The organism is Streptomyces sp. NPDC002701 (assembly GCF_042889045.1).
Classification (GTDB): domain Bacteria; phylum Actinomycetota; class Actinomycetes; order Streptomycetales; family Streptomycetaceae; genus Streptomyces.
The window spans coordinates 422,208-434,122 of sequence record NZ_JBIAQL010000002.1; the positions used below are offsets into that span (position 1 = coordinate 422,208).

Genomic DNA, 11,915 nt, shown 5'->3' on the forward strand with positions numbered 1-11,915 from the left:
CGCTCCTTGTCCTCGACGTCGTGGGCCTCACCCCCCGTCTCCTCGACCACATGCCCCACCTCAAGTCCCTCGCCCAGTCCGGCTCGCAGGCCCACCTCGGGACCGTGCTGCCCGCGGTCACCTGCGCCGCCCAGTCCACCTTCCTCACCGGCACCCACCCTTCCGAGCACGGCATCGTCGGCAACGGCTGGTACTTCCGAGACCTCGGTGACGTCCTCCTGTGGCGCCAGCACAACGGCCTGGTGTCCGGGGACAAGCTCTGGGACGCCGCCCGACGCGCCCACCCCGGCTACACGGTCGCCAACATCTGCTGGTGGTACGCCATGGGCGCCGACACCGACATCACCATCACCCCCCGTCCCGTCTACTACGCCGACGGCCGCAAGGAACCCGACTGCTACACCCGGCCCCCGGCCCTGCACGACGAACTCACCGAGAAATTCGGCACGTTTCCGCTCTTCCACTTCTGGGGTCCCGGCGCGGATCTCGTCTCCAGCCAGTGGATCATCGACGCCACCCGTCACGTCATCGCCACCCGCCGTCCGGACCTGACCCTCTGCTACCTCCCTCATCTCGACTACGACCTGCAGCGCTTCGGCCCCGACGACCCGCGCTCCCTGAAAGCGGCCGCCGACCTGGACAGGGCCATGGCGCCCCTGCTCGACGACGCCCGCGCGGAAGGCCGTACCGTCGTCGCCCTGTCCGAGTACGGCATCACCCGCGCGGACCGGCCGGTCGACATCAACCGTGCCCTGCGCCGCGCCGGACTCCTCGAGGTGCACACGCAGGACGGCATGGAGTACCTCGACCCGATGGCCTCGCGTGCCTTCGCCGTCGCCGACCACCAGATCGCCCACGTCTACGTACGCCGCCCCGAGGACCTGGAAGCCACGAAGGCGGCGCTCGCCGACCTGCCCGGCATCGAGCAACTCCTCGACGACGAGGGCAAGAAGAGCCATCACCTCGACCATCCGCGCTCCGGCGAACTCGTCGCCGTGGCGGAACCGGACGCCTGGTTCACGTACTACTACTGGCTCGACGACGCCCGAGCGCCCGACTTCGCCCAGCTCGTCGAGATCCACCGCAAACCCGGCTACGACCCGGTCGAGCTCTTCATGGATCCGCTCGACCCGTACGTCAAGGTCAAGGCCGCGGGTGCGCTGGCCCGCAAGAAGCTCGGCATGCGCTACCGCATGGCGGTCGTGCCCCTCGATCCCTCACCTATTCGAGGCAGCCACGGCCGCCTCCCCCTGAGCGACGACGAAGGTCCGCTCATCATCTGCTCCACCCCCCGCGCTGTCGGCGACCGCGTCGCGGCCACCGATGTGAAATCCCTGCTGCTCGACCTGGCCGGCCTCGGGTGACAGCACCCGGGAGCGACCGGACGGGCGAACACGAAAAGTGAAACACACGGCACCGACAGCGTGCTCGGCCTGTGGATAACTCACGTACGCCTCGGTATCCACCGTGGTCAGAGGCTTGCGGCCGCAGCTGAGCGCGCCCCCGCACCTGGCTGGACACCCAACCGAAAGAGAGACACCGTGACCGCGTTCAACGACGAATCCGGAACCGGCGACGCCCTGCGTCGCACTCTCGGCGTCGACCGCCGCCGTTTCCTCAGCACCTGCACCGCCGTCGCCGCCGGGGCGATCGCCGCCCCGGTGCTGGGCGCCGCACCCGCCCTGGCCCAGGACCGGGGCAGAGGCCACGACCACGACCACGGTCACGGCCGCGGTCACGTCCTCGTCCCGCCCGGCAAGCGCGGCATCATCCTCTACACCGTCCGCGACGCCACGGCCCGCGACCCGCTCGCCTCGGACCTGCCCTCGGGCTTCCGCGAGGTCTTCAAGCAGCTGGCCCGCCACGGCTACCGGCAGGTGGAGTTCGCCGGCTACAACCAGCACGCCAACGCGCCCGGCGGCGCGAGCCTCGAGTCCGTACAGGGTGCCAGGCTGCTGCGCTCCTGGCTCGACGACTACGGCCTGCGCGCCCAGGGCAACCACGGCTTCATACCGCCCTCCTGGCCGCTGACCAGCACCGACCTGGACACCTTCAAGAAGCACCTGGAGATCGCCAACATCCTCGGCATGGACCACATGGGAACCGGCGGCGACCCCACCGGCAGCTCCTACCGCGCCGACTGGGACGTGGCGGCCGACAAGTGGAACGCGCTGGGCGCGATCGCCCGCCGTGAGGGCATCAAGCTGTACACGCACAACCACGACTCGGCCTACGGCTTCCTGCTCGACGGAGGACCGAAGGACGACCAGGGACGGCCCACCCGCAGTTCCGGTGTCCGCAAGCTGGAGTACTTCCTGAAGGTCACCGACCCGAGGCTGGTCTGGCTGGAGATGGACATCTTCTGGGCGCACGTGGCCCAGTACAAGTTCCACACCTACACGGCCCTCGACGGCTCCACTCGCAAGCAGGTGTTCGACCCGGCCGGACTCGTCGCCCGGCACAACAGGCGCTACCCGCTGTTCCACGCCAAGGACGGCGTCGTGAGCACCACCAACGGCATGGGCTACGACATGGTGCCCTTCGGTACCGGCGTCATCGACTACCGGACGTTCTTCTCCCGTGTCGGGGAGCGGAACTACCACAACCCGATGATCGAGGACGACAACTCGCCCAGTGCCACCGACCCCGCGCAGTCGCTGCGTGAGGCCAAGATCAGCTACGACAACCTGGCGGCCCTCCGCTCGAAGCGCCACTGAGCCGGGACGTACAGCGGGCGGTCCTCCCCATGCGGTGCTGTGGGGAGGACCGCCGTCGTTCTCAAGGACTTGAAGGGCCTGTAGGACCTGTAGGACCTGTAGGACCTGAAGCGGATCGTGGGGGGACCAGGACGTCGGGGACGGGGACGGGGACGGGAACGGGGACGGGAGCAGGGACGGGGACGGAAACCGGGGTGGGGGACAGGAACGGGAACGGATGCGGCGCGGACGGCACGGCTCAGGCGGTCTCCTCACCGATCGGGTGCGGGTTGGGCACGACGCGCTTGGCGTGTGGCCGGCCGGGCGCGCGGAGGAAGAGCGCCAGGACCGCGGAACCGAGTCCGATGCCGCCGGCCAGCGCGAAGGCTCCTCCGTAGCCCCAGGCGCTCACCACGACGGCTCCCACGCCGGAGCCGACGAGCCCCGAGATGAGCTTGGAGCTGTAGACCATGCCGTAGTTGGAGGCGTTGTTGTTCTCACCGAAGTAGTCCGCCGTCATGGCCGCGAACAGCGGGAAGATCGCGCCGCCGCCGAATCCGGAGACCATCGAGCAGACCAGGAAGAACGGCATCGAGCCCATGTTCCCGGAGAAGAACACGCCGAACTGCGAGCAGCCGAGCACGATGCAGACGATGACGAGGGTGTTGCGGCGGCCGTAGCGGTCCGAGATCCAGCCGATGACACCACGTCCGGTGCCGTTCACGATGGCCTTGAGCGACATGGCGGTGGCCACGATGCCGCCCGCGAAACCCATCTCCTTCCCGAACGGGACCTGCATGGCGATGCCGAAGATGTTGATGCCGGCCGTGCACAGCAGGCAGAACCACATCATCCACAGCACGGGCGTCCTGGCCGCCTCGCGCGGTGTGTACTGCTTGACCGCCGGCGGGTTCTTCGCCAGGGCCCGCACGACCCGCGGGTCGGTCGAGGTCTTCAGCGGGTCGACGTGCGCGGGCCACCAGTTCTTCGGCGGGTCCTTGAAGAACCAGCCGGCGAACGCGACGACCGTGCAGCAGATCACGCCGACGGAAACCAGCACCGTCTCGTAGTTGGACAGGTCCATGTACGAGGTGAACAGGAACACGAAGGGCACGGAGCCGTAGGCGAAACCGCCGTTGACCATGCCGGTCTTGCCGCCCTTGCGCTCCGGATACCACTTGCCGACCATGTTCACACAGGTCGCGTAGACGAGGCCGGCGCCGATACCGCTGAACATGCCGAAGCCTATGTACGCGACGATCACATGCGGTGCGAAGGCCAGCGAGAGATAGCCCAGGACCGTGCCGAGCGCGCCGAGCATCATGGCGTACCGCGCGGGCAGCTTTCCGCTCTCGCGCAGCTGGCCGGCCGGGAAGGCCACGGCCGCCTGGAAGAACACCCAGACACCCATCAGCCAGAAGATGTGCCCGCTGTCCCAGAGGTGGGCCTCGTGCAGGGTGTCCTCGGCTGATGTGAACGCGTACTCCGAGGAGCTGATGCCCATCATGCCCATCCAGGGAAAGAGCACCATGGTCCAGCGTGGTCGCCCCATGATGTCCCGGTCGGTCTCGCCGATCCGGTACAGGCGGCCGTTGCGGTCCGTCACCTCCCTGTAGGGGACGGATGTCGTGAAGTCGGTGGTTGTCATGTCGCGTAGCACCCCTTGCGTCGAAAGATCTGGCCAGCGCCCCCTGTCCAATGCCTTTCGTGTGCGCACGGGTCCCGGGGCGGGCCGACGCGCACCGTCGGCCCGCCCCTTCGCCGGGTCATGTCATGAACCGCCCCCCAACAGCCCGGCCGCCCGTGCCCACCGGTACTTCGCGCCGAGCGCCGCCACCGGCTTCTCGGTCGTGTACGGGTACGCCACGACCCCGTGTTCGAAGAGGTACTGGCAGGCTTCCTCGACCTCGACGTCGCCCGCGAGCGACGCCACGACGGGCTTCTCGATGCCGCGCTCCCTGAATTCGGCCACCACGCGCGCGGTGAGCTCGGCGAAGACCATGGGAGGGGTCACGATGGTGTGCCAGTAGCCGAGGACCAGCGAGTGGATCCGGGGGTCCTCCAGACCGAGCCGGATCGTCGCCTCGTACGTCGACGGGGGTTCGCCGCCGGTGATGTCCACCGGGTTGCCGGCGGCCCCGAAGGGCGGGATGAACTCCCGGAAGGACGCGTCCAGGTCCGGCGGGATCTCCATCAGGGAGAGACCGTTGTCGGTCACCGCGTCCGACAGCAGTACGCCACTGCCGCCGGCGCCCGTGATGATCACGATGTTGTCGCCCCGGGGCGTCGGCAGCACCGGCAACGCGCGCGCGTACTCCAGCATCTCGTTCAGACCGGGCGCCCTGATGACACCGGCCTGCTTCAGGATGTCCTCGTACACGGCGTCGTCGCCCGCGAGGGCGCCCGTGTGCGAGCCCGCGGCCCTCGCCCCGGCCGCCGTACGGCCCGCCTTCAGGACGACCACCGGCTTCTTCGGGACGGTCGCCCGCGCGGCGGCCACGAAGGCACGGCCGTCCTTGAGGTCCTCCAGGTGCATGGCGATGCACTTGGTGTGGGGGTCCTCGCCGAACCAGGTCAGCAGGTCGTCCTCGTCGAGGTCCGACTTGTTGCCGAGCCCCACGATCGCGGAGACACCCGTCTTCGTGGTGCGCGCGAAGCCCAGGATGGCCATCCCTATGCCGCCGGACTGCGAGGTGAGCGCGACGCCGCCCTTCACGTCGTACGGCGTGCAGAACGTGGCACACAGGTCCTGCCACGTCGAGTAGTAGCCGTAGATGTTCGGACCCAGCAGCCGGACGCCGTACCGCTCGCCGATGGCCACGATCTCGTCCTGGAGTTCCTGCTCGCCGGTCTCCGCGAACCCGGAGGGGATCAGCACGGCGTTGGCGATCCCCTTGCGTCCCACCTCCTCCAGTGCCGCGGCCACGAACTTGGCGGGGATAGCGAAGACCGCCACATCCACCTCACCGGGAACGTCGGTGACACTCTTGTACGCCTTGCGGCCGAGAATGTCATCGGCCTTGGGGTTCACCGGATGGATCTCTCCGGAGAAGCCGCCGTCGATGAGGTTGCGCATGACCGAATTGCCGATCTTGCCCTGCTCGTTGGAGGCGCCGATCACGGCCACCGACGACGGCTGCATCAGCCGCCGCATCGATGTGAGGATCTCCTCGCGGCCGTACGTACGGCGGGGTTCGGGAACCGACTCGGCGAGGATGACCCGGATGTCCGCGGCCACCGCGCTCTCCGGGGTGGCGATCACCGGGTTCAGGTCCACCTCGGCGATCTCCGGGAAGTCCGACACCAGCTCGGAGACCCGGCGGATCTGCTCGGCGATCGCCCACCGGTCCACCGCCGGCGCGCCCCGCACACCGCGCAGGATCTCGGCGGCCCGGATGGAGTCCAGCATCGACAGTGCCTCGTCCGCGTCGACGGGCGCCAGGCGGAACGTGACGTCCTTGAGGACCTCGACCAGCACACCGCCGAGCCCGAACGCCACGACCTTCCCGAACGTCGGATCGGTCACCGCGCCGACGATGACCTCCTGCCCCTGGGGCAGCAGTTCCTGCACCTGTACGCCGTCGATGCGGGCCTGCGGGTCGTAGGCCCGGGCGCTCTCGATGATCTGGTGGAAGGCGTTCCGTACGTCGGCCGCTCCCTCCACGCCGACGATCACACCGCCCGCGTCGGTCTTGTGCAGGATGTCCGGCGAGACGATCTTCATCACGACGGGGCCGCCGAAGCGCGCCGCGTACGCGACGGCCTCGTCGACGTCGGTCGCCAGTTCTTCGCCGGGGACGGCGATCGCGTACGCGTCGGCGACCACCTTGCCCTCGGGTGCGGTCAGCGCCGTCCGTCCCTGGGCCCGCACGGCGTCGAGGAGCGCACGCACCCTCAGCACGCGGTCTTCGGCCATCAATCAGATCACTCCGTTCGACTTGAGCAGGCGCAGCTCCTCGTCGCCGAGACCGAGCTCGCCGACGTACACCTCTTCGTTGTGCTCGCCGAGCAGCGGCGAACTGGTCACGTCCACGGGGGAGTCGGAGAGCTTCAGCGGGCTGCCCACGGTCACGAAGTCGCCCCGCTCGGGGTGCGGCACCGTCACGACCATCTCGTTGGCGACCAGCGACCGGTCCTCGATGATCTCCTTGGTGGAGAGGATCGGACCGCACGGGATGTTGTGGGCGTTGAGTTTCTCCAGCACCTGCCATTTGGGGAGCGTGGACGACCACTCCTCGATCAGCTGGAACATCTTGGTGAGCTGCGGGAGGCGCGCCTCCGGGGTCGCCCACTCGGGGTCGTCGGCGAGCTCGGGCCGGCCGATGAGCTCGGTCATCGGCTTCCAGCCGACGGGCTGCACGATGACGTACACGTAGTCGTTGGGGCCGCCCGGTGCGCACTTGACGGCCCAGCCCGGCTGGCCGCCACCGGACGCGTTGCCGGACCGGGGAACTTCGTCGCCGAAGTCGTCGTTGGGATATTCAGCCAGCGGCCCCTGCCCGAGGCGCTGCTGGTCCCGCAGTTTCACCCGGCACAGATTCAGCACGGCGTGCTGCATCGCCACGTTCACGCGCTGCCCGCGCCCCGTGTTCTCCCGCTGGAACAGGGCGGCGAGGATCGCCGCCACCGCGTGGATGCCCGTGCCCGAGTCACCGATCTGGGCGCCCGTCGCCAGCGGCGGTCCGTCCTCGAAGCCGGTGGTCGACATCGACCCGCCCATGGCCTGAGCGACGACCTCGTACGCCTTGAAGTTGGTGTACGGGCCGTCCCCGAACCCCTTGATGGAGGCATAGACGATTCGCGGATTGATCTCCTGGATACGGTCCCAGGTGAAGCCCATGCGGTCGACCGCGCCCGGTCCGAAGTTCTCCACCATGACGTCGGAGCGCCGGATCAGCTCGGTGAGGATCTCCTTGCCGCGCTCGGTCTTGGTGTTGAGGGTGATGCTCCGCTTGTTGCAGTTGAGCATCGTGAAGTAGAGGGAGTCGACGTCCGGGAGGTCGCGCAGCTGCTTGCGCGTGATGTCTCCGGTCGGCGCCTCCAGCTTGACGACGTCCGCGCCGAGCCAGGCGAGCAGCTGGGTGGCGGAGGGACCGGACTGGACGTGCGTCATGTCGAGGACGCGGATGCCTTCGAGCGCCTTGCCCGAAGTTCCTGCCGCGGAGGCCGTCGGGGCCGTGGAGGTCACGGGGGTCATCGGGGACACCTCACTTGTACATCGTCTGGTTCATGGTTCCGGGGGCGTACGCGTCCGGGTCGACCCAGACGTTGATGAGCGACGGCTTGCCCGACTCACGGGCGCGCCGGAGCGCCGGGCCGATGTCGGCGGGGTCGCGGACCTCCTCGCCGTAGCCGCCCAGCATCTGCGCGAACTTGTCGTAGTGGACGTCGCCGAGGGTGTTGCCGACGCGCTCGCGCTCCAGGCCGTACTTGGCGGCCTGGCCGTAGCGGATCTGGTTCATCGAGGAGTTGTTGCCGACGATGCCGACGAAGGGGAGGTCGTAACGGACGAGGGTCTCGAAGTCCCAGCCGGTGAGGGAGAAGGCGCCGTCCCCGAACAGGGCGACGACCTCCTTGTCGGGCCGCGCCTTCTTGGCGGCGAGCACGAAGGGGACGCCGACGCCGAGCGTGCCGAGCGGTCCCGGGTCCATCCAGTGCCCGGGTGACTTGGGCTGCACGACCTGCCCGGAGAAGGTGACGATGTCACCGCCGTCGCCGATGTAGATCGAGTCCTCGGTCAGGAAGTCGTTGATCTCGCTGACCAGGCGGTACGGGTGGATCGGTGCGGCGTCCGACTTCAGGCTCGGCAGCCGCTTCTCGATGGCGGTCTGCTCGGCGGCGCGCAGCTCGTCGAGCCACTCCTTGCGCTTGGACGCACCCCCGTTGACGCGTCCGGAGGCGGCCTCGGTGACCGACTTCAGGACCAGCCCCGCATCCCCGACGATGCCGAGGTCGATGTCCCGGTTCTTGCCGACGGTCCGGTAGTCGAGGTCGATCTGCACGACGGTCGCGTCCTGCGACAGCCGCTTGCCGTAGCCCATGCGGAAGTCGAAGGGGGTGCCGACGATGACGATGACGTCGGCGTTGGAGAAGGCGTACCGGCGCGAGAGCTGGAAGTGGTGCGCGTCCCCGGGCGGCAGGGTGCCGCGTCCTGCGCCGTTCATGTAGGCGGGGATGTTCAGGGTGCGGACCAGGTCGATGGCGGATTCGGTGCCGCGGGTCGTCCACACCTGGCTGCCCAGCAGGATCGCCGGCTTCTCGGCGTGCACGAGGAGGTCGGCGAGCTTCTCGACGGCCTCGGGGTCACCGGCCGAGCGGGTCGAGGCCCGGTACCGGCCGGCGGCGGGCACCCGGGCCTTGTCCACCGGCACCTTGGCGTCCAGGACGTCGCGCGGGATCTCCAGGAAGGAGGGCCCGGGCGCCCCGTGGTAGCACTCGCGGAACGCCATGGACACCATGTCCGCGGCCCGGGCGGTGTCCGGGACGGTCGCCGCGAACTTGGTGATCGGCGTCATCATGTCGACGTGCGGCAGGTCCTGCAAGGACCCCATCTTGTGCTGCGTATGCGCTCCCTGGCCGCCGATCAGCAGCATCGGGGACTCCGCGCGGAAGGCGTTGGCGACGCCCGTCACGGCGTCGGTCGTGCCGGGTCCCGCGGTGACGACGGCGCAGCCGGGCTTCCCGGTGATGCGTGCGTACCCGTCGGCGGCGTGGGCGGCGACCTGCTCGTGGCGTACGTCGACCACCTCGATGCCTTCGTCGACGCAGCCGTCGTAGATGTCGATGATGTGGCCGCCGCAGAGCGTGTAGATGACCTCCACGCCCTCCGCTTTGAGTGCCTTGGCGACCAGGTGCCCACCGGAGATGAGGTTCTGGCTGTTGTCGTCGGGCATGGCGAAGTCCTGTCCCTTCGTAGGGGATTGGGCGCGCCGAAGCGCAGCTCATACGTGCAGCTCATACGTGGTGCGCGCACCGTTCGTGGATGCCGTCGCAGTACATTGCATACAGTCGACGAATACTGTATGAAGCTTGTTATCCCGCATCCGGTGGGTGGTGTCCAGGGGGCGTGCGGCACTTTTCAGAGGGAGTCGAGATGGACCTGTTCGAGCACCAGGCAAGGGAACTCTTCGAGGAACACGGCATCTCGGTGCCGAGGGCGGAGGTCACCGACTCGCCCAAGGAAGCACGCGGGATCGCTCGCGGACTGGGCGGCCGCGTCGTCGTCAAAGCGCAGGTCAAGACCGGGGGACGAGGCAAGGCCGGCGGTGTGAAACTCGCCGCCGACCCGGCCGCCGCCGAACTGACGGCACGCCAGATCCTCGGCATGGACATCAAGGGCCACACGGTCGGAAAGGTGATGCTGGCCCAACCCGTCGACATCGCGGACGAGTTCTACGTCGGTTACGTACTCGACCGGGCGGCCGGCCGGTTCCTCGCGATCGCCTCGGCGGAGGGCGGCATGGACATCGAGGAGGTCGCCGCCACCCGGCCGGACGCCGTGGCGCGCATCCACATCGACCCGGCGGAGGGGGTCACCTCGGCGAAGGCCACCCAGATCGCCGAGGCGGCCGGTCTGCCCCCGCAGACCGTCGACGTCCTCGTCAGGCTGTGGGACGTCCTCGTCCGCGAGGACGCCGTCCTCGTCGAGGTCAACCCCCTGGTGCGTACGGCGCGGGGGCAGATCCTCGCCCTCGACGGCAAGGTCACCCTCGACGACAACGCACGTTTCCGGCAGGCACGGTGGGGCGGTGAGCAGTCGGCGCACGACGACCCGCTGGAGGCAGCGGCCGCGGCCAGGGGCCTCAACTACGTGAAGCTGGACGGCGAGGTCGGCATCATCGGCAACGGTGCCGGCCTCGTCATGTCGACCCTCGACGTCGTCGCCGGCTGCGGCGCGCGCCCCGCCAACTTCCTCGACATCGGCGGTGGTGCCTCCGCCCAGATCATGGCCGACGGGCTCGCCGTCATCCTCTCCGACCCGGCCGTCAGGTCGGTCTTCGTCAACGTCTTCGGCGGTATCACCGCCTGCGACGCGGTCGCCGACGGCATCGTGCAGGCGCTGGACACCGTCCAGTTGACCAAACCGCTGGTCGTGCGCCTCGACGGCAACAACGCCGCGCGCGGCCGCGCGATCCTGGACGGCCGCGCGCACCCCCTGGTCCAGCAGGCCACCACCATGGACGGCGCCGCGCGCCGCGCCGCCGACCTCGCCAACGCAGCCTGAAGGAGCGGGACATGGCCATCTACCTGACCAAAGAGAGCAAGGTCCTCGTCCAGGGCATGACCGGCGGCGAGGGAATGAAGCACACCCGCCGCATGCTCGCCGCGGGCACGGACGTCGTCGGCGGCGTCAACCCGCGCAAGGCGGGCCGGAGCGTGGACTTCGACGACCGTGCCGTCCCCGTCTTCGGCTCCGTACGCGAAGGCGTCGAGGCGACCGGCGCCGACGTCAGCGTCGTCTTCGTCCCGCCCGCGTTCGCCAGGGCGGCAGTCGTCGAGGCCGCCGACGCGGGTATCGGGCTCGCCGTCGTCATCACGGAGGGCATCCCGGTCCACGACTCGGTCGCCTTCACCACGTACGCGAAGTCCAGGGGCACCCGGATCGTCGGCCCCAACTGCCCCGGCCTGATCACTCCGGGTCAGGCGAACGCGGGCATCATCCCCGCCGACATCACCAAACCCGGCCGCATCGGTCTGGTCTCCAAGTCCGGCACACTCACCTACCAACTCATGTACGAGCTGCGGGACATCGGCTTCTCCACCTGTGTCGGCATCGGCGGCGACCCCGTCGTCGGCACCAGCCACATCGACTGCCTGGCCGCCTTCCAGGACGATCCCGACACCGAACTCATCGTGCTCATAGGCGAGATCGGCGGTGACGCCGAGGAGCGCGCGGCCGCGTACGTCCGCGACCACGTCACCAAGCCCGTCATCGGCTACATCGCCGGCTTCACCGCGCCCGAGGGCAGGACGATGGGCCACGCGGGCGCCATCGTGTCCGGCTCGTCCGGCACGGCCCGAGCGAAGCAGGAAGCCCTGGAAGCCGCCGGAGTACAGGTGGGCGGCACCCCGACGGAGACGGCCCGACTGGTCCTCACGCGCCTCGAGACGCAACGTGATGTCACTCATAGGTGACACGGCGTCACTTACGGAAGCCGTCATGCCTCGCTAGCGTCCCCTTACGACGTCCCCGTACGTCCGCGTACGACCCCGCGGGAC

8 protein-coding genes are annotated in these 11,915 nt (G+C 68.9%); 4 read left to right on the forward strand and 4 right to left on the reverse strand.

Features of this window, described 5'->3' with window-relative positions; genetic code table 11:
* The first annotated feature begins 20 nt into the window (after positions 1–20).
* Together ACFYXC_RS06230 and ACFYXC_RS06235 are read left to right on the forward strand one after the other, a co-directional pair.
* Positions 21–1,364 (forward strand): alkaline phosphatase family protein, encoded by a 1,344-nt coding sequence (locus tag ACFYXC_RS06230; RefSeq protein WP_388917409.1) that lies wholly within the window; start codon positions 21–23, stop codon positions 1,362–1,364.
* A gap of 177 nt (positions 1,365–1,541) precedes the next feature.
* A complete protein-coding gene (locus tag ACFYXC_RS06235) occupies positions 1,542–2,717 on the forward strand; it encodes a sugar phosphate isomerase/epimerase family protein (protein WP_389547546.1) in 1,176 nt (391 codons plus the stop codon).
* A 238-nt stretch (positions 2,718–2,955) separates the two neighbouring features.
* Here ACFYXC_RS06235 and ACFYXC_RS06240 read toward each other — a convergent pair whose 3' ends face one another.
* The 4 genes from ACFYXC_RS06240 to ACFYXC_RS06255 form a co-directional block, all read right to left on the reverse strand.
* Positions 2,956–4,344: an OFA family MFS transporter gene (locus tag ACFYXC_RS06240; RefSeq protein ID WP_388916922.1), complete on the reverse strand. Its 1,389-nt coding sequence runs from the start codon at positions 4,342–4,344 to the stop codon at positions 2,956–2,958.
* A gap of 123 nt (positions 4,345–4,467) precedes the next feature.
* Entirely contained in the window at positions 4,468–6,612 is a 2,145-nt protein-coding gene (locus ACFYXC_RS06245; RefSeq protein WP_389547549.1) for an acetate--CoA ligase family protein, read from the reverse strand.
* Between the two features lie 3 nt (positions 6,613–6,615).
* Positions 6,616–7,893 (reverse strand): formyl-CoA transferase, encoded by a 1,278-nt coding sequence (gene frc, locus ACFYXC_RS06250; RefSeq protein ID WP_388916916.1) that lies wholly within the window; start codon positions 7,891–7,893, stop codon positions 6,616–6,618.
* A 10-nt stretch (positions 7,894–7,903) separates the two neighbouring features.
* The gene (locus tag ACFYXC_RS06255; RefSeq protein WP_389547552.1) at positions 7,904–9,589 is read right to left on the reverse strand and encodes a thiamine pyrophosphate-binding protein; all 1,686 of its coding nucleotides are present in this window, start codon (positions 9,587–9,589) and stop codon (positions 7,904–7,906) included.
* 200 nt (positions 9,590–9,789) lie between these two features.
* Between ACFYXC_RS06255 and sucC the strand changes: the two genes are divergently transcribed.
* Positions 9,790–10,920 (forward strand): ADP-forming succinate--CoA ligase subunit beta, encoded by a 1,131-nt coding sequence (gene sucC / locus ACFYXC_RS06260; RefSeq protein ID WP_389547555.1) that lies wholly within the window; start codon positions 9,790–9,792, stop codon positions 10,918–10,920.
* Between the two features lie 11 nt (positions 10,921–10,931).
* Complete coding sequence (sucD, locus tag ACFYXC_RS06265; RefSeq protein ID WP_388916907.1) at positions 10,932–11,831, forward strand: succinate--CoA ligase subunit alpha; 900 nt, start codon at positions 10,932–10,934, stop codon at positions 11,829–11,831.
* Positions 11,832–11,915: the final 84 nt, after the last annotated feature.